This is a genomic window from Stappia sp. ABD4_338 (assembly GCF_056312175.1).
In genome coordinates this window covers 921,842-940,430 of record NZ_CM149982.1, presented here as the reverse complement: position 1 = coordinate 940,430, position 18,589 = coordinate 921,842, and the positions used below count along the sequence as shown (strand labels likewise).

Sequence of the window (18,589 nt, the reverse complement as noted above, 5' to 3'; positions counted from 1 at the left end):
AGAGGCGTAAATTCAAAAAGCTGACGCAAGGTAATTTCATCCTGTTTTCGCGCTCGGCATGTTTACCGCAATTGCAAGAAAGGAATTTCGTCATGGCAACCTGCAACGCCGGGCATGGGTGCTCGATCACCTGCCCGAACGGATGTGCCGCGATCTACAATCACGACACCGGAAAATGCACCAAATGGTGCGAAAGCTCCGCGACGGCGATCGATCCGAAGGAATTGGGCGGCACTTTCAATATCGAGATCAACGACATGTCTCCATCGGTTCTGGCCGACGTGATCGGCGAGAACCTGATGGGTGCCCGTTTCAAGACGCTTGCCGGCTCCGGCGAGCGTGTCACGCTGAAGATGGAAGACGCAGACCTCTCCGCGCTTCTCGGCAAGCTCGCCGGCTAGGCCGAGGTCTAAACGCGAGCGCGCGACGGCAAGCGGCTGGCAAGACGCCGCGCGCTCTCCTATAAACGTGGCATGTTCATTACGTTCCTGACCAACCTGCGCGGTGCGGGCGTTCCGGTTTCCCTGCGCGAGTACCTGACGCTGATGGAAGCGCTGGAGGCCGACCTCGCCGAAAAGCAGGTCGAAGATTTCTATTATCTCGCCCGCGCGCTTCTGGTGAAGAACGAGGCCAATCTCGACAAGTTCGACCGGGTGTTCGGCGAGACCTTCAAGGGTCTCGAACTGGGCGAGGCAATCGAGGCGGAATCCATCCCCGAGGAGTGGCTGCGCAAGCTCGCCGAGAAACACCTTTCGGAGGAGGAAAAAGCCCAGATCGAGGCCCTGGGCGGCTTCGAGAAACTCATGGAAACCTTGCGCGAACGCCTCAGGGAACAGAAGGACCGCCACCAGGGCGGCTCGAAATGGATCGGCACCGCCGGCACATCACCCTTCGGCGCCTACGGCTACAATCCGGAAGGCGTGCGTATCGGCCAGGACCGAAGCAGGCACCGGCGCGCGGTCAAGGTCTGGGACCAGCGCAGCTTCCGCGATCTCGACGACACCGTCGAACTGGGCACCCGCAACATCAAGGTCGCCCTGAAGCGCCTGCGTCGTTTCGCCCGACAGGGCGCGGCAGAGGAACTCGACCTCGACGACACGATCCGCTCCACCGCCCACAAGGGCCTGCTGGACATCCGAATGCGCCCCGAACGGCGCAACGCGGTGAAGGTTCTGCTGTTCTTCGACATCGGCGGCTCGATGGACGATCACATCCGCGTCTGCGAGGAACTGTTCTCCGCCGCCCGCACCGAGTTCAAGGTCCTGGAATACTTCTATTTCCACAATTGCCCTTACGAGTTCGTGTGGAAGAACAACGCCCGCCGCCACTCGGAACGCATCCCGACCTGGGACGTGCTGCACAAATACGGCCCCGACTACAAGCTGATCTTCGTCGGTGACGCCTCCATGAGCCCCTACGAGATCGCCTATGCCGGCGGATCGGTGGAGCACTGGAACGAGGAGGCCGGTTCGGTGTGGATGGAACGGCTGACGAGCCATTACCCGAAGTCGGTGTGGCTGAACCCCGTCGCCGAGCGGCACTGGTCCTACACCCATTCCATCCAGATGATCCGCACGCTCATGGAAGGGCGCCACTATCCCATGACGCTTGAGGGCCTCGACGAGGCCATGAAGGACCTGAGCCGCTAGAATCTCGAAATCAGCCTAGCCAAAAGGATTAGATACAACCATAGGAATACACATAAATACCAATACATTTATTATTATCGTTTAACAATTACGCAAGGGAACAGTGTCATTAGTGCCGATGAATAACTTGCTGGAAAAGGCGGCACTGGCATGAAATCACTTCGCATCTCGCACAAGATCCCGCTCCTGGTGGGGCTCGCGGTGGCGGCAGCGACGGCGATCACCGCGATTGTGGGCTACCAAGCCTCGCGCGAGGGCATGTTCAATGCCTCGCTTGAGTCCATGCGCGCGACCGCCGCGTCCAGAAAGTCCGAAATCTCGAGCTATCTGGCCAGCATCGATGACGACCTCAAGCTGCTTGCGGCGAACGACACGGTGCGTACCGCCCTCGAACGGATGCGGGACACCTACGGCGAAACGCAGGCCGGTAGCGGCGCCAATGACGCCCTGCGAAAGGCCTACATCGGCGAAAATCCGCATCCCACCGGCCAGAAGCACAAACTCGACGCGGCCGGTGACGGATCCGCGTATTCGCAGGCCCACGCCTCCTTCCATCCCTGGCTGCGCCAGGTGCAGCAGACGCGCGGCTATTACGACGTCTTCCTGCTCGATGCGGCCGGAAACGTCGTCTACTCGGTGTTCAAGGAGCCGGACTACGGCACCAACCTGAAGACCGGCGAGTGGCGCAACAGCGGTCTTGCGGAGGTTTTCGCCAAGGTTGTCGCCAATCCCGCGGCCGGAACCGCGACCTTCGTCGACTTCGCGCCCTACGCCCCGTCCGCGGATGCGCCTGCGAGCTTTATCGCATCGCCGGTCCTTGACGCCTCCGGCGCCTTCGAGGGCGCGCTCGTGTTCCAGATGCCCATCGACCGCATCAACGCGATCATGAACAATGCCATCGGCCTGGGCAAAACCGGCGAAAGCTACATCGTGGGCACCGACTTCCTGATGCGCTCCGAGAGCCGTTTCCGCAAAAAGGGAGCCCCCTCCTCGATCCTGAACCGCAAGTCGGACACGCCATCGGTGCGCAACGCGCTCGCCGGCAAGAGCGACGTCGCGATCTCGACCGACTATCGCGGCCAGCCGGTGCTCGCCTCCTACACCCCCCTCACCTTCGAGGGAACGAACTGGGCGCTTCTGTCCGAGATCGACATGGCCGAGATCCAGGCTCCGATCAACGCGATGGCACTCCGCTTCGCGCTTATCGGCGGCATCGTGGTGCTCGTCATGGGCGTCGGCGGTTTCCTCTTCGCCCGCACGATCTCGAAGCCCATCGGTCGCATGAGCGGCGTCATGCGCGAGATCGCCGGCGGCGACCTCTCCATCGAGATCCCGGACACGACCCGCAAGGACGAGATTGGCGAGATGGCTGCGGCCGTCCAGGTGTTCAAGGACAATGCCGTCGAGGTGAAGCGGCTCGAGGCGGAGCAGGCGGAAGCCAAGGCACGCCTCGATGCAGAGGCCCGCGTGGCCCGGGAAAAGCTCGCCAACGAGTTCGAGCACGCCATCGGCGGCATCGTGGAGACGGTCGCCTCGGCCGCGACCGAGATGCTTGCCGCCGCGCACAGCCTGTCGGAGGGCGCGGACGCGACCTCGCAGCGCTCCCAGGTCGTCGCCTCGGCCGCCGAGGAGGCAAGCTGCAACGTGCAGGCGGTTTCGGGCGCCGCCGAGGAGCTGACCAGCTCGATTTCGGAAATCGGCCGTCAGGTGGACGAATCCCAGTCGATCTCTCAGACGGCGGTCGAGAACATCGACGCGACCAACGTCAAGGTGGGCGAGCTTTCCACCGCCGCCGACCGGATCGGCGAGGTCATCGCGCTCATCACCGACATCGCCGAGCAAACCAACCTTCTGGCGCTCAACGCGACGATCGAGGCGGCCCGTGCCGGCGAGGCCGGAAAGGGCTTCGCGGTGGTCGCCGCCGAGGTCAAGTCGCTGGCCAACCAGACGGCGCGCGCCACGGAAGAGATCGGCGGTCAGATCAAGGGCATCCAGGCCTCGACCCGTGGCACCGTCTCCGCGATCACCGAGATCGGCCGCACGGTCCGCGAGATGAGCAACGTCTCGACCGCCATCTCCGGCGCGGTGACGCAGCAGAGCGCGGCAACGCAGGAGATCGCGGGCAACATCGAGCAGGTCGCCAGCGGCATGTCCGAGGTCAGCTCGAACATCGTGATGGTGAACTCGGCCGCGCAGGAAACCGGCGCGTCGAGCACCCAGCTCCTGGCCTCGGCCAACGAGCTTTCGACCCAGGCGGAGCGCCTGCGCAGCGAGGTCGACACCTTCCTCGCAACGGTTCGCGCCGCCTGAGACAGCGCTCACCTCAGCCGGCGACCGCGAACCGCGCGGTCGCCGGATCACATGTGTAAAGCGGCTTGAGGCTTCCGGCCCGCCCGGCAAGTTCCGCAACACTGTCAATGATATAGCTCGCCGTCGCATCATCGCAGAGCCAGGAGAGGTTGAGCCGGCACCAGCCCGGCTTCTCGATCTCGTTGCCGGCGGCGATGGCGGCGCGAAGCGCCGTCGAGGCGGCCTCGTCGATGCCGAGCAGGCGATGCGCGTAGGGCCCGGCGCAGGCACATCCGCCACGCGCCTGAATGCCGTAGTGATCCGACAGCATCCGCGTCACGAGTTGCTGGTGGATATACCCGCCCGCGGGATCCTTCACCCGGAACGAGAAGATCGGCAGCCGGTTTCGCCTGTCCCCCGCCAGGACCTCGATTTCCGGAACCTTGTCCCAGACCGCGAACGCCTTTTCGGCCAGATTCTTGTCACGCGCGACGATGGTCTCGACGCCCACCGCGCGCTTCACCAGGAAGGCAAGGGCCGCGCGAATGTCCCCGAGCATGTCCGGCGTTCCGGCCTCCTCGCGCGCGACGAGCGAGCCGGAATAATCCTCCCCCCAGGGAGAGACGAAGGAAACGGTGCCACCACCCGGCCAGGACGGTTGCTTGCGCAGGACTGCGCTCTCGCGCAGGGCCAGCACGCCGGAGGCCGCGGGTCCGCCCGGAAACTTGTGCGGCGACACGACAATCGCGTCGATGAGAGCGTCCGGCGCCGGTGCCATGTCGATCGGCAGATAGGGCCCGCCGCCTGCGTAATCCCAGATAGCCAATGCGCCAAAGGACTTCAGAAGCCTTGTGACTTCAACGACATCCGTGACAATCCCGGTGACGTTCGAGGCTGCGGAGAAGGCACCGACGATCCGGCGGCCCTTGCCGGCCCCGGCAAGGGCCGCCCTCAGCGCTTCCATGTCCGGACCGCCGTCCGGCCCCTCGCCGATCTCGATGACCTCGGCCCCGCTTTCGCGCCAGGGGAGAATGTTGGAATGGTGCTCATAGGGACCGTGGACCACCAGGGGCCGCTCACCTGTCGCCGCCATTTCGTCGCGGGCGGGGAGAAGCAGGGTCACCAGCCGGTTTATCCCCGCCGTTGCGCCGGCCCCCGCGAAAATCACGGAAATCCCCGGCCCCGCGTTCAACTCCCGCGCAATCACCGAGCGCGCCTCGGCACGCGCGCGGGTCATGAACGAGCCGCAGAAGGAGGCTTCCGTGTGGCTGTTGGCATAAAACGGCAGGATTTCCCCGACCACGAAGCTCTCGATCTGGGCAAGCGCCCGCCCGGAAGCCGTGTAGTCGGCATAGACGAGGCGGCGCTCGCCGAAGGGACCCTGAAACGCCTGTCCCTCACCGATGACGCCAGCCCTGAGAGCGGGAAGCAGCGCCGTGCCGGCAGGCAGGCTCTCGGCGAAGCGGGCGAGGATCATGAACGGTCTCCGGAATATGCCCGAGCATGGACCAAGGGCCCATTGCACGGAAGCGACAGGAATTTTGCAAATTCTGTCTTGCGATAGGCCGGATTTTGTCTCTTTTTGTGCCAGAATTTTGCGAAACTCGATGAATCCGGTCGATCAGGGCCGGTCAGGACGGGGATAATGATCGACCGCTTCAACGCCGCCATTCTGCGCCTGCTTCAGCGCGACGGAACGCTCACCCAGCGTGCCCTTGCGGAACTGGTGAACCTGTCGCCGAACGCCTGCTGGAACCGCGTCCAGGCGCTCAAGAAGGCCGGCGTGATCACCGGACAGACGACGCGCCTCGACCGCGAGAAGCTCGGCCTCGACCTGGTCGTCTTCGTCATGGTTCGCACGCGCCACCACTCGCTCGACTGGCTGAAGCGGTTCCGGGCCCATGTCTCGACGATCCCGGAGGTGATCGACTTCTTCCGCATCGGGGGCGACTACGACTACCTGCTCAAGGTGGTGACCCGCGACATGGCGAACTACGACGCAGTCTACCAGAAGCTGATCGCCGGGGTAGAACTGGATTCCGTCACCTCCTATTTCGCCATGGAAGCGATCGAGGAACAGCGGCCGCTGCCGATCCGCGAGACCGGCTGAGCGGGACCCGCTTCAGGTGCCCTCGAAGTAGCGCCCTGGCGTGACGCCGAAGGCTTTCTTGAAGGTGGCGACGAAAGCGCTCGGCCCCTCGTAGCCGAGGCGGTCGGCGACCTCCCCGACCGCAACTCCCTGGGCAAGCAGTTCGACCGCCTTCATCAGCCGCGCCTGCCGGCGCCAGGCACGGAAGGTCAGCCCGGTCTGGGCCGAGAAGTGACGTTCGAAGGACCGCAGCGACAGGTTCGCGCGTGCCGCGAGCGTTTCGGCCGAAAGGTTCGCCGCCGGGCCCTCGACAAGCGGGGCAAGGGCTGCGCGCAATCTTTCGCCGTCGGGCATGGGAAGATGCAGCGGCGCGACATGCGAGGCCGCGATCTGGTCGACCAGAACGGCGGCAAGCCGCGCGGTCGGCCCGTCGTCGGGATAGTCGGGCGCGGCACGCATGAAGCCCAGGATCAGCTCGCGCAGAAGCGGCGTCACCTGCACCACGAAAGGCCTGTCGGGCATGGCCGGAAGCCGCTCCGGACGCATGTAGAGAAACCGCACCTCGGTTTCGGTGTGGTAGATCGAATTGTGGGTGATCCCGGGGGGAATGAAGATCGCGCGCTCCGGCGGCACGACGAAACTTCCGGCCTGCGTCATCACCGTCACCGATCCCCTGGTGATGTGAAAGAGCTGCGCGCGGCCGTGCGAATGGGGCTGCGTCATGCCGCCCGCCGCCTCAAGCCCGACGAAGGAGATGATCGGGTCGGGATGCTCCTCGGGAAACCGCTCCTGGCGCAGGGGATGGATCATGGGACCTTGGAAGCAGGAAAACACGCGCCGGCAAGCCTACAGCCAATGCGCCGGCGACGCCATCGCGCGCGCCCCGCAGTCCCGACGCGAAGGCAATGTCGCTACCTCGCATTCCGGGACTGACCGGGCGAGCGTCCGGTCACCCGCTTGTAGGCCCGGCTGAAGGCTGCCTGCGACTGGTAGCCGAGTTCCCGGGCAACCACGTCGATCGGTCGCCGGTCGCGCGACAGCCACTGTTCGGCAAGCCGCATTCGCAGCGCCGCCACATATCGCAGCGGCGTGGTGCCGGTCGCCGCCGTGAACCGCTCGGCGAAAACCGAGCGCGAGCTTCCCATCGCCGTCGCCATCTCGGCAAGCGTCCAGTCACGCCCCGGATCGCGGTGGAGGGCCGCGAGAACCCGGCCAAGCCTCTCGTCCCGCAAGGCCGCGACCCAGCCGGTCGCGTCGCCACAGCCGCATTCGACCCAGTTTCGAACCACGGACGCGGCGATGACCTCGGCAAGCCGCGCAAGGATGCCGGCCGTGCCGGCGCGGTTGGCGAACATTTCCCGCTCCATCGCATCGAGCAGCGGGCGAACCTCCGGCTCCTCGCCCGGAGCGGGACCGACATGCAGAACGCGAGGCATCAGCGCGGTAAGCGGATGCAGCGTGTCGAACTCGAACTCCATCTCGGCGGAAAACACGAGAACACCGCCATCCGAAGAACCGTCTCCGACCTCCGGTCCGGTCCCGAGCGCGCACATGCCCGGACACAGGGGCATCGTCTCGAAACTCCCGAAAGGTCGGACCACGGCGCCCGCTCGCGACATCAACGCATGTTCGCCACCATGCGGCAGCAGCACCGCGTCGCCGCAGGAGACCGGCATCGTCTCCCCCGTCCCGGTCTCCAGAAGCCCCGTCCCGCAGGCGATGAAGTGGAACCTCGCACGCAAAGAAGCGGGAAACGCGACGCCCGAGGTTGGCGCGAGATGCAGCTTGCTGTAACTCGCACCCCGCATCCTCATGCCCATGAGCAACTCGCCGATGGGATCGGAGGGATTTGGTGTCATGAGGCCAGTTCCGGACTTTCGGTCAAACTTTTGAAGATATGTGGCATGGTTCGTCCGGAATCGCCACCCATCTAAACGCCCAACAACAGTCCTCACGATGGGAACCTCACATGAATGGCGAACACGCCGCCGGCGCACCGGCGGCATCCATGACGGCTGCCTGGGCGGCGGTCTTTTCCATGAGCCTCGGCGTCTTCGGTCTCGTTGGCGCCGAGTTCCTCCCCGCAAGCCTTTTGACGCCGATGGCAAGCGATCTCGCGATCAGCAAGGGCGTTGCCGGCCAGGCCGTCACCGCGACGGCGACGATGGGCGTGGTCGCGAGCCTGACCATCGCGGCCTTCACCAGCACGATCGACAGGCGCAAGGTGCTGCTCGGCCTTTCGCTGCTGCTGGTGCTTTCCAACCTGGTCGTGGCCTTTTCGACCAGTGTCGAGGTGCTGCTTGCCGGGCGCCTCGTGCTGGGCGCCGCCCTTGGCGGCTTCTGGTCCCTTTCCACCGCCGTCGTCATGCGGCTCGTGCCGGAAACCAGCGTGCCTAAGGCCCTGTCGGTCATGGTGTCCGGCATTTCCGCGGCGACCATCCTTGCGGCCCCCGTCGGCAGCTACGTCGGTGACCTGTTCGGCTGGCGGGTCGTCTTCGCCGGCGCGGCCGGGCTGGGCCTCGCGGTCTTCGCGTTCCAGTTCGCCACCCTGCCTCCCCTGCCGCCGCGCGGGCGGGCGCGTTTCGGCATGCTGGTTGAGATGATTTCTCGCCGACGGACCGCTCTTGCCATGCTGGCCGTTCTCATGGTGTTCGGCGGCCACATGTCGCTGTTCACCTACATCCGTCCGTTCCTCGAGACAGTCACGGGCATCGGCATCACCGCCATTTCCGCGACACTGCTCGCCTTCGGGGTCGCCAATTTCATCGGCAACTACCTGGGCAGCATGCTGGTGGCACGCTCGCTCCTGCTGACGCTCGCCATCATGCCCCTGACAATCGCGGCCCTTGCGGTCCTGCTCGCCACGGCAGGCGGCACCTTCGTCGTCGACCTGGCCCTGATCTCGCTTTGGGGTCTCGCCTTCGGCACGGTGCCGGTGGCCTGGTCGGCGTGGGTTTCACGCCATGCCCCGGAGGAAGCCGAAAGCGCGGGCGGCCTGCTGGTCGCGGCAATCAACATGGCCATCGCCCTCGGCGCGGCCTTCGGCGGACTGATCCTCGACCTGAACGGCGTCCAGAGCCTGTTCCTTGCCAGCGGGTCCGTGCTGGTCCTGGGGGCGATCACCGTCGTCGCGGGCGTCGACACCGCCCCTGCCGCCGCTGCCCGGCCGGCTTGCGGCTGATCGCCCGTAGCCAACCTGACACCGACGGGCCTGCTCCGGCAGGCCCGTCACCTGTCGTCTCAAAGATACAATCTGACAAAATGGCGATAACACGCAAACGGGTCCATCGGGTATCACAGTGAAAACACTGATGGCCGGTCGGCATTTCAGTCCGCAAGCCGACCGCCTCATTCGATACCGAGGAAACGCGCGATGACGCATCCCCCCGTCGGGACCCCGGCCGCCGGCACGCCGCCGTCGGGTGCCCCCGCTCCCTCGACCGCCTATCAGGAGGCCGGCGCCACCGTTCCCGGCTCCCGTCCGCCGAACGGGATCCCGTCCGGCACCGGCTGGCGTTCGCCCTTGATGCTGCTGATGATCATGGCCGCCGCCATGCAGCTTTCCTTTGCTGCCTGGTGGAACCTGATGAACAATTTCGCCGTGCACGAGCTCGGCTTCACGGGCCGCGAGATCGGCATTCAGCAGTCGATCCGCGAAATTCCCGGTTTCCTCGCCTTTACGGCGATCTACGTGCTGCTGGTCATGCGCGAGCAGACGCTTGCCTATGTCTCGCTCGCGTTCCTGGGCATCGGCGTCGCCGCGACCGGTTACTTCCCCACCACCTGGGGCTTCTACCTGACCACATTCGTCATGTCCGTGGGCTTCCACTACTACGAGACGATGAACCAGTCGCTCTCGCTGCAGTGGCTTCCCAAGGAGAAGGCCGCCGCCGGCATGGGCAAGATCCTGGCCGTCGGCGCCTTCGCGCAACTCGTGGCCTACGGCATCATCTTCATTGCCTGGAAGACGTTCGAGCTGCATTTCTCGACCGTGTTCCTGATCGCGGGCGTGCTGACGCTGGTGGTGCTCGGTTTCCTGCTGGTCGCCTTCCCGCAGTTTCGCGAGGGCGTGCCCCAGCGCAAGAAGCTGGTGCTGCGCCGCCGCTACTGGCTCTACTACGCCCTGACCTTCATGGGCGGCGCGCGGCGGCAGATCTTCACCGTCTTCGCGGGCTTCCTGATGGTGGAGCGCTTCGGCTACGACGTGCACGAGGTCGCCGGCCTTTTCCTGATCAACGGCACCTTCAACATGCTGCTGGCGCCCAAGATCGGATCCTGGATCGGCAAGGTCGGCGAGAAGACCGCGCTGACGGTGGAATACGTCGGCCTGATCGGTGTCTTCCTGACCTACGCCTTCGTCACCAACGCCCACCTGGCGGCGGCGCTCTATGTGGTCGACCACGCCTTCTTCGCCGTGGCGATCGCCATGAAGACCTACTTCCAGAAGATCGCCGATCCGGCCGACATCGCACCGACCGCCGGTGTGGCCTTCACCATCAACCACATCGCGGCGGTGGTCATTCCGGCGGCTTTCGGCCTGATCTGGCTCGTGTCGCCCGCCGCCGTCTTCCTGATCGGTGCCGGCATGGCCTGCGTGAGCCTGATCCTCGCGCGCATCGTGCCCGACGATCCGAGCGAGGGGAACGAGGTCGCGCTGCCGTTCCGCAAGGTGCTGGCAAGCCCGGCCGAATAATCCGGCACGCGGACCGGCCCGTTCCGCGCCACCAGGGAATTGCCCGACTGCCCGGACCGCCCTGCCAGCGGCCCGGGCTTTTTTGTCTCCCGGGCCGAAGTGTCTGTCAGGCCGAGCGTTGCGCGATCCAGCGCGCGATGCCGGGCCAGTGCTCCGTCAGCGTGTGCGAGCCCATGAACAGGCCGATATGGCCGCCGGGAACGACCTTGCTTTCGATCTCGCCGTCGGGCGTGCCGACGAGACCGGCCGCGTTCAGCACCTGCTCCGGCGTGGTGATGTCATCCGCCGCGCCTCCAAGAAGATACACCGGGCACGTGATCGCCTTGAGGTCTAGCTTGCGGCCCAGCGCCACGAACTCGCCCTTCGCCAGCCTGTTTTGCTGGAAAAGCTGCTCGATAACCTGCAGGTACCAGCGCCCCGGCAGGTCGATGGGGTTCTCGTACCAGCTCTCGAAGGTCTCCTTCTTGGCGAGATAGGCGGGATCGTCGATGTGCTCGTAGAGGTCGACGAACTCCTCGAAATAGTGCTGCTCGGGATGCATGTTCTTCCAGCCCTGCAGCATGAAGGAGCCGAGCATCAGGCCGTCGCCGAGCGCGACCAGTTCCTCGTAGAACGAAAGCGGCGAGGATTGCACCATCTTGCGGATGGGCCCGTCGCCCGCATCCGTGTCGATGGGCGCGCCGGCGAGCACCAGCGTGTTCACCTTCTCGGGGAAGCGCGCGGCGATCATCGCCGAGACCCATCCGCCCTGGCACAGGCCGACCAGATTGACCCGCCCGCCCAGATCCTCGATGGCCGCGAGAACCTCCTCGAGATAGTTGTCGATCTCGAGATCCTTCATGTCGGGCGTCGCGGTGCGCCAGTCGGTCAGCGCCACATGGGAATGGCCGTTCTCCAGCAGCGTCGAGATCAGGCTCTGGCCCGGCGCATAGTCGGCGATCATGGCGGTGTGACCGGCGTGCGGGGCATCCACGAGCGTCGGGATGCCGCCGGCATCGGGATCGCCGTAGTCGCGAAGCTGCATGGTGCGCAGCTCCAGCCGCACCCGGTTTTGCGTGGCGAGCTTCGGCGCGATGCCGCCCTGAAGCTTCACCGCCTCATGGGCGAAGGCGGCGTTGCGCGCGGCGATGTCCAGCCCCTCCTCCACCATCTTCGCCGCGAGCTGCATGGGCCAGAAGGCGGGAATGAACGTCGGCGTGGCGGACGTGTCGGCGGCGCCCTTCTTTCCGTGCGTCGCATGATGTCGGGTCGATGTCATGGCAGTCTCCTCAGGAACCGGATCGCCGCGCGTCTCAGCGGCCGAGATGCGCGCTCACCCGCGCGAGATGCCGGCGGTGGCGCAGGCTTCCGCGTCGCAGAAGCCGCAGGACACCGACCTTCACCGCGCTGGCGAGCAGGAAGGACACGAGAGCGTAGCCCCACACCAGAAGCGCCGGCCCCCAGCCGGTCGGCGCCATGAACAGCCCGTAGACCACGATCAGCGTTCCGGCGAGCTGGGTGGCCTCGGACGGCACGACCAGCTTCCAGCTCGGCCAGGGCTTCTCCCAAACGAAGCCGCTGTTGCGGGTCAGGTAGATGGTCATGTGGCCGGAAACGAGCAGCTTCAGGAAGATCAGCGCCTGAACCATGTCCGGCGCGAGGTTCATGTAGTCCCGCAGGGCCCAGAAGAGGACGAAGCTCTCGATGACGCCGTAAACGCCCAGAACGCTGGCGATCGTGAGGACGCGCCCCATGTCCCAGCGCACCGGCGCGCGCGCCACCGGCGCGTTGTCATAGGCGATGGCCATGATCGGCAGGTCGTTCAGCAGCGCCAGCAGCACAACCATGACCGCCGTCACCGGATAGAAGTCGAAGACGAGGATCGACAGCGTCATGAACAGCAGGAGGCGCAGCGTCTCGGCGATGCGGTAGATGGCGTAGCTCGTCATGCGCTCGAAGATCTGGCGCGCCTGCTCGACCGCCGTCGTGATGACGGAAAGCCCCTCGCCGGTGAGCACCAGGTCGGCGGCGGCGCGGGCCGCGTCCGTCGCCCCGCTGACGGCGATGCCGACGCTTGCCTGCTTCAGCGCGGGCGCGTCGTTCACCCCGTCGCCGGTCATGCCGACGATGTGACCCTCGTCCTGCAAGGCCCTGACGATTCGGTACTTGTGCTCGGGAAACACGCGCGCGATGCCGTTGACCTCGTCGAGCGTCCGCCCGCCCGTTCCCGCCACCTCGCCGTCGGGGCCGAAGAGGTCCTCCGCCACGGCGATGCGGGTGCCCAGCCCCACCTGCCCCGCGACCTCGCGCGCGATGGCCTCGTGGTCGCCGGTGATCATCTTGATGTCGATGCCGAGCTCCCGCGCCTCCGCGATTGTCCGCGCGCTGTCCTCGCGCGGCGGATCAAAGAGCGTCAGAAGCCCGAGAAACCGCCAGCCGGTCTCCGCGTCCTTGCGCGCGACACCCAGTGCGCGAAAGCCGCGCGCCGCGGCGGCATCCACCGCCTCGGCCCAGCGCCTCGCGTCCTCCGCCGGCAGGCCGCACAGCGTGACCATCACCTGCGGCGCGCCCTTGCTGGCGGCATAGGCGCCCGAGGGGCCCGAAACCTCCGCCTCCGCCCGCTTGCCGACAGGATCGAAAGGGTGAAAGGCCGTCACCCTGTCGTCCGTGCCCGCCTGCGGGACACGCGCCAGGATCGCCGTATCGATCGCGTCGGGCGCATCGCTCTCGCAGGCAAGGGCTGCGACACGCAGGAGATCATCCTCGCTCACCCCCTCCGCCGGCTGCGAGGCGCCGAGCGTCAGCCGGTTCTTCGTCAGCGTGCCCGTCTTGTCGGAACACAGGATGTCCATGCCCGCCATTTCCTCGATGGAGACGAGCCGCGAAACGATGGCCTTGAACCGGGCGAGCCGCTCGGCCCCCACCGCCATGGTGACCGAGAGAACGGCGGGAAGCGCGACCGGGATCGAGGCGACGGTGAGGATCAGCGCGAACTGCAGCGTTTCCAGGAACGGATCCGCGCGAAACAGGCCGGCGATGGCGATGACCACGACCAGCGCGACGGTCACAAGGATCAGGAAGTTGCCGATCCTGAGCACGGCCTTCTGGAAGTGGGAGACGCTGTCCGCCTGTTCCACGAGCCCGGCGGTCTTGCCGAAATAGGTGTTCATGCCGGTGGCCGTGACGACGCCGGTCATCTCGCCCTGGCGCGCCACCGACCCGGACCAGGCCTCGTCGCCGGGCCCTTTTTCCACGGGCAGCGACTCGCCGGTCAGGGCCGACTGGTCGACACTCAGATAGGCGCCGGAGACGAGCTTGAGGTCCGCCGGAAGCACATCGCCCAGTCGCACGAAGACCAGGTCGCCGGGCACGAGCAGCCGGGCCTCGATGTCCTGCCACGTCCCGTCACGCCTGACGCGCGCGGTCAGCGCGAGACGCTGCCTCAAAAGCGCGATCTCGTTGTCGGCCTTGAATTCCTGCCAGAACCCCACGCCGGCGTTGATCACCAGCATGGTGAGGATGATGGCGAGATCTTCCCAGTGCCCGAGGATGGCCGACAGCAGCGCCGCCGCCTCGATCATCCAGGGGATCGGCCCCCACAGGAACCCGACGAGCCGGCCGGCCAGCGTGCGCCGGTGCTCCACGAGGGCGTTCTCGCCCACCTCGGAGAGCCGTGCCCCGGCCTCGCGGCTGCTCAGGCCCTCGGGCGGGTCGATGTCGGGCGCATGGGTGTCAGGCTGGTGCGTGGGAACGGCATCGGACTGGATCATGATCTCACTTCCACCTTGGAGCCAGATCTCCCGAGCGGCTGAAGCATGACATGCAGGGACTGGCAAGGTTTCGCGTCACCGCCACCGCGAGTGGACGCGCTGCACTGCAAAATATCAAGCCCCAGAAATGTCGCATCGCACAAAAAGACGATAACCGTGCCGCTCACGCCTTCATCGCAACGAAGAACGCGCGGGGCCGATCAGGGGCAACAGAGGAAGGAGATGGGAGCGTATCCGTGCCGGGCGGGCGCGAGGTCCGCCGCGTCGAATGCGCGGCAAACGGCCCCTTTGGCCGGGACTGCCCGGGCCTTTAGCCCCCAGGTGCGTGAACCGCGGCGGGGGCCCCGCCGCGGTTCGTTTCGGTTTCAGCGGTGACGCGAGGGGTCAGCGTCTGGCCAGCACGAAGTAGAGACCGCCGCCAAGCACGGCGCCGATGACCCAGGCAAAGCCGGAGAGATCCGCAAGCGCCGGAACCCAGACCGTTGCCACGGAAAAGATGCCGGCCAGGCCGAAGGCGATCAGCGCGGTGCGGTTCCAGCCGTTGTCGTAGTAGTAGAGGCCCGACTCATCGGCGGAGAAGAGCTGTTCCACGTCCAGCTTCCCGCCTTTGATCATGTAGTAGTCGGTAATCATGATGCCGTAGACCGGCGCCAGGATCGCGCCCAGCGTGTTGACGAAGTTGAAGATGCCGATCTGGCTGATCGTCGACACCCAGAGCCCGCCGATGACCAGCGCGAAGGCCGAGGTGATCAGGCCGCCGACACGAAAATTGATCTTCGACGGCATCAGGTTGGCGAGATCGTAGGCAGGCGGGATGAAATTCGCGACAAGATTGATGCCAACGGTCGCGGCGAAGAACATCAGCGCGGCGACAATGGTCAGCGGCACCGAGTTGACGCGCTCGATGATGTCCGTCGGCTCGGTCAGGCTTTCACCGAAGACCGCCACCGTTCCGGCCGTCACGACCAGAGCGATGAGGGAGAAGAAGGCGATGTTGACCGGCAGGCCGAGCAGGTTGCCCTTCTTCATCTCCGACTGGCTGCGCACGAAACGGGAGAAATCGCCGTAGTTGATCACCACCGCCGCGAAATAGGCGATCATGGTGCCGACGATCGCCATGAAGGCGCCGAAGCTCGATCCCTCGTAGCTGCTCGTGCCCTGGAAGATATTGCCCATCTCGGACATGAGGCCGCTGCCGGCCTTGTACCAGATCACGCCGGCCAGAACGATCATCACCAGGTAGACGAAGGGTCCCGCCCAGTTGAGGAAGCGGGTGATCCACTCGATGCCGTTCCAGAACAGCCAGATCTGAAACACCCAGACCAGCAGGAAGGCGACCCAGTCAACGCCCGTCAGGCCGAGGAATTTCGCGGCGTCCGCCTCCGCCGGGCCCGTCAGGGCATGAATCAGCAGCGCGACCGCCGTCGAGGCGAAATAGGTCTGCGCGCCGTACCAGAAGATGGCTACAATCGCGCGCACGATGGCGGGAAAATTCGCGCCTCGCACGCCCATGCTGGCCCGCGCCATCACCGGAAAGGGAATGCCGTATTTCACGCTGGGCTCGCCCATCATGTTGACGAGCCACATCACGAAAAAGCCGGCGATCAGGATGGCCGCGAACACGCTCCAGCCGTTCAGCCCGTAGGTCAGGAAAAGCGAGGCGGCCAGCGTGTAGCCGAACAGCGACTGGACGTCGTTGGCCCACACGTTGAAGATCTCGAACCATCCCCAGGTCCGCTTCGAAACCGGGATCGGGGCCAGGTCTTCATTGTAGAGAGAGGGATCGCGCCCCTTGATTTCAAGATTGTCTGCCATTGATATTCCCCATCTGGACTGGCGGTTTTCCGCCTTTTGTGTCTTGATGCCCAAGCCGTGCAAAATTGCGTGCAAAAGTCAATCAGAAAACTGGAGGACAACGCCATGAAGCTCGGTTACGCACGCGTATCCTCGCGCTGGTATCAGGCAGAGCTGCAGATCGCCGCTCTCAAGAGCGAAGGCTGCGAAAAGGTCTGGACCGACCGGACCGACGAGGGCCTGCTCAACACGTCGAACATGGAAGACTTCCTGGCGGAGATCGGTCCGGGCGTGACCGTCATCGCCACGCGCCTTGCAGCCGTAGCAAGGTCCGTGCCGGACCTTCTGCATTTTCTGGAAAAGGTAACGGAAAAGGGCGCGAGCTTCCGCTCGCTGGCCGAACCATGGTGCGACACGCGCACCAATTCGGTCTCGCAAATGCTGCAGACACTGCGCGGACTGGTCGAATTCGAGGTCGAGCTGGGCGCGCTCGCAACCGGAGCCACGACACGGACCGATGTGGTGGGCATTTCCATCGGCCGTCCGAGCAAGCTCTCGGAGCCGGAGCGGCTGAAGGCGATCTCGCTGCTCAGGATCGGCAAGTCTGCCGCGGAAGTAGGCAGACTGCTCGGAGTCAGCCGCTCGACAATCTCACGGCTGAAGGCGGCGGCGCTGAAGTGATCCTCCGCGCCCCGCCGTTCAACGCAAGGGGCTGCGCCTGGCACGAGGCCGGACAGCAATCGGACGTCGCAAGGGATGCAGGACAGGCACAGCGGGGGCGGAGCGCGGATCGTCCACGCGCCGCCCGGCGTCAGGCCTGTCGCTCGGGGATGCGCACCACGAGCCCGTCGAGCTCGTCGCTCACCTTGATCTGGCACGACAGCCGCGAGGTCGGCTGGACGTCATAGGCGAAGTCCAGCATGTCCTCTTCCATCGGGTCCGGCGAACCGGTCTTCGCCGCCCAGGCCTCGTCCACATAGACGTGGCAGGTCGCGCAGGCGCAGGCGCCGCCGCATTCCGCCTCGATCCCCGGCACCATGTTCTTGATGGCGTTTTCCATCACGGTCGATCCGTTGGGGGCGTCGACCTCTGTCCGGGAACCGTCGGCGGTGATGTAGGTGATCTTCGGCATGGGCTGGCTGTCTCGGCTTGGCTGCGGGCTGCCCCGGCCGCGATGGTGAAACGGGCCCGGGTCGCGGGTCCCGGACCGTGCCACGGCAAGGGTGTTTGTCCTCGACATACAATCTCGCGACAAAACGTCAAGGCACGAGCGTCGAAACCCGTCTACACCGCATCCAGCGTCATGGCGATGAAATCGCGCGCCTCGTCGAGAGCGGCACGCAGGGAGGCGAGATCCGCGGCCTGCTCCGTCCGCAGAACCGCCTCGACCCGCTCCGCCTCGTCAACGACGCGCCACGCGCCGACGCCACGCGCGGACCCCTTCAGCGTGTGCACGACCCGCACGAGCCCATCGGGCGTCTCCGCATTGCCGAGACGCGCGCCAAGTTGTTCGGCCTGACGGGCAAAAAGGCCCAGAACCTCCCTGGCCAGGTCCGGGTTGCCGAAGGTATGGCGGTCGAGATGCTCATGATCGATCGGCCCGCCGGACGACACCACGTCCGCCGTCTCGCCGGACACCGACGCATCCGTCGCGGACTGGCTTGCCGTTCCCTGAGACATTTAGATCCCCTTGTTGAAACCCGCTTTCGCCCGCCGCGTTGTGGACCGCGACCGCACCACAGCGGAAGTCCGATCATCGTCACAATCGACAAAAACCGGGTTAAGCGACCGGGATTTCCCCGCGCGCCCTCCAACAAAGTGAATCTTTGGTTAACGCATCTTCACACATTTTATCGAATACCCCGGCAGCAGCGCACGCAGGACCGCACGCCCACACTCCCCGGAGAGTGAGACTCGCACCCTTGCAGCGATCCGGAAGGAACCGTCAGCCGGCGCGTCCGTCCACCGCCTCACGCCCCTTGTCCGTGAGACGGCATACGAGCCAGTCGGGCTTGATCGGGTTGGAAAACCAAGGCTCTGCCCATCCCGCGGCCATGCAGGAGCGCACCGTGCGCTCGTCCACGCGCCGCCCGTCGGGAAGGAAGAGAGGCAGCTTCCCGCCGGCCTGATCGAGCCCGCAGACAAGCCACGCGCGTTGCGCCGCGCTCGGCCCGCGCGCGGAGGTACGAGCCCCCGAATGCTCCTTTCGGGAAGCACCCGAACCGCGTGCGGACGCCTTTCCGCGCCCCCTCGCCTCACCCGCCATGGCCTCGCATCCCCTTGTCCCGACTCTGCAAATTCTTGTTCACCACACCGGATTGTGTCA

The 18,589-nt window shown here is 65.5% G+C and carries 16 protein-coding genes; 7 read left to right on the top strand and 9 right to left on the bottom strand.

Features of this window, described 5'->3' with window-relative positions:
* Positions 1–92 precede the first annotated feature (92 nt).
* The 3 genes from ACYX4S_RS04130 (at position 93) to ACYX4S_RS04120 (ending at position 3,959) form a co-directional block, all read left to right on the top strand.
* The gene (locus ACYX4S_RS04130) at positions 93–401 is read left to right on the top strand and encodes a hypothetical protein (protein WP_476361995.1); all 309 of its coding nucleotides are present in this window, start codon (positions 93–95) and stop codon (positions 399–401) included.
* A gap of 72 nt (positions 402–473) precedes the next feature.
* Entirely contained in the window at positions 474–1,649 is a 1,176-nt protein-coding gene (locus tag ACYX4S_RS04125) for a vWA domain-containing protein (protein ID WP_293723906.1), read from the top strand.
* A gap of 150 nt (positions 1,650–1,799) precedes the next feature.
* Positions 1,800–3,959, top strand: a complete 2,160-nt coding sequence (locus ACYX4S_RS04120; protein WP_476361994.1) for a methyl-accepting chemotaxis protein — start codon at positions 1,800–1,802, stop codon at positions 3,957–3,959.
* A gap of 13 nt (positions 3,960–3,972) precedes the next feature.
* On the opposite strand, the gene ACYX4S_RS04115 is transcribed toward ACYX4S_RS04120, so the two are convergent.
* Positions 3,973–5,415: an aminotransferase class V-fold PLP-dependent enzyme gene (locus tag ACYX4S_RS04115; protein ID WP_476361993.1), complete on the bottom strand. Its 1,443-nt coding sequence runs from the start codon at positions 5,413–5,415 to the stop codon at positions 3,973–3,975.
* 168 nt (positions 5,416–5,583) lie between these two features.
* Between ACYX4S_RS04115 and ACYX4S_RS04110 the strand changes: the two genes are divergently transcribed.
* Positions 5,584–6,048, top strand: coding sequence for an Lrp/AsnC family transcriptional regulator (locus ACYX4S_RS04110; protein ID WP_293723897.1), 465 nt, complete (start codon positions 5,584–5,586; stop codon positions 6,046–6,048).
* 12 nt (positions 6,049–6,060) lie between these two features.
* Here ACYX4S_RS04110 and ACYX4S_RS04105 read toward each other — a convergent pair whose 3' ends face one another.
* Positions 6,061–6,837 carry an AraC family transcriptional regulator gene (locus ACYX4S_RS04105; RefSeq protein ID WP_476361992.1) on the bottom strand — a complete coding sequence of 259 codons (777 nt, stop codon included), beginning with the start codon at positions 6,835–6,837 and terminating at the stop codon, positions 6,061–6,063.
* A gap of 101 nt (positions 6,838–6,938) precedes the next feature.
* Positions 6,939–7,886: a cupin domain-containing protein gene (locus tag ACYX4S_RS04100; RefSeq protein ID WP_476361991.1), complete on the bottom strand. Its 948-nt coding sequence runs from the start codon at positions 7,884–7,886 to the stop codon at positions 6,939–6,941.
* 110 nt (positions 7,887–7,996) lie between these two features.
* On the opposite strand from ACYX4S_RS04100, the gene ACYX4S_RS04095 reads away from it, so the two are divergent.
* Positions 7,997–9,208 (top strand): MFS transporter, encoded by a 1,212-nt coding sequence (locus ACYX4S_RS04095; protein ID WP_476361990.1) that lies wholly within the window; start codon positions 7,997–7,999, stop codon positions 9,206–9,208.
* Between the two features lie 192 nt (positions 9,209–9,400).
* Complete coding sequence (locus ACYX4S_RS04090; RefSeq protein ID WP_476361989.1) at positions 9,401–10,720, top strand: MFS transporter; 1,320 nt, start codon at positions 9,401–9,403, stop codon at positions 10,718–10,720.
* A gap of 106 nt (positions 10,721–10,826) precedes the next feature.
* Here the strand turns inward: ACYX4S_RS04090 and ACYX4S_RS04085 are convergent, their stop codons facing one another.
* From ACYX4S_RS04085 to ACYX4S_RS04075, 3 genes are all read right to left on the bottom strand, one after another.
* Positions 10,827–11,978 (bottom strand): alpha/beta fold hydrolase, encoded by a 1,152-nt coding sequence (locus ACYX4S_RS04085; RefSeq protein WP_476361988.1) that lies wholly within the window; start codon positions 11,976–11,978, stop codon positions 10,827–10,829.
* Positions 11,979–12,012: 34 nt separating this feature from the next.
* Entirely contained in the window at positions 12,013–14,469 is a 2,457-nt protein-coding gene (locus ACYX4S_RS04080) for a plasma-membrane proton-efflux P-type ATPase (RefSeq protein ID WP_476361987.1), read from the bottom strand.
* Positions 14,470–14,853: 384 nt separating this feature from the next.
* Positions 14,854–16,284, bottom strand: coding sequence for an NCS1 family nucleobase:cation symporter-1 (locus ACYX4S_RS04075; RefSeq protein WP_476361986.1), 1,431 nt, complete (start codon positions 16,282–16,284; stop codon positions 14,854–14,856).
* Between the two features lie 105 nt (positions 16,285–16,389).
* On the opposite strand from ACYX4S_RS04075, the gene ACYX4S_RS04070 reads away from it, so the two are divergent.
* On the top strand, positions 16,390–16,944 hold the full coding sequence (locus ACYX4S_RS04070; protein WP_476361985.1) for a recombinase family protein: 555 nt from the start codon (positions 16,390–16,392) through the stop codon (positions 16,942–16,944).
* 130 nt (positions 16,945–17,074) lie between these two features.
* Here ACYX4S_RS04070 and ACYX4S_RS04065 read toward each other — a convergent pair whose 3' ends face one another.
* The 3 genes from ACYX4S_RS04065 to ACYX4S_RS04055 form a co-directional block, all read right to left on the bottom strand.
* The gene (locus tag ACYX4S_RS04065; RefSeq protein WP_293723881.1) at positions 17,075–17,395 is read right to left on the bottom strand and encodes a 2Fe-2S iron-sulfur cluster-binding protein; all 321 of its coding nucleotides are present in this window, start codon (positions 17,393–17,395) and stop codon (positions 17,075–17,077) included.
* Between the two features lie 152 nt (positions 17,396–17,547).
* Positions 17,548–17,943, bottom strand: coding sequence for an Hpt domain-containing protein (locus ACYX4S_RS04060; protein ID WP_476361984.1), 396 nt, complete (start codon positions 17,941–17,943; stop codon positions 17,548–17,550).
* Between the two features lie 265 nt (positions 17,944–18,208).
* Positions 18,209–18,529 (bottom strand): hypothetical protein, encoded by a 321-nt coding sequence (locus ACYX4S_RS04055; RefSeq protein ID WP_476361983.1) that lies wholly within the window; start codon positions 18,527–18,529, stop codon positions 18,209–18,211.
* Positions 18,530–18,589 lie beyond the last annotated feature (60 nt).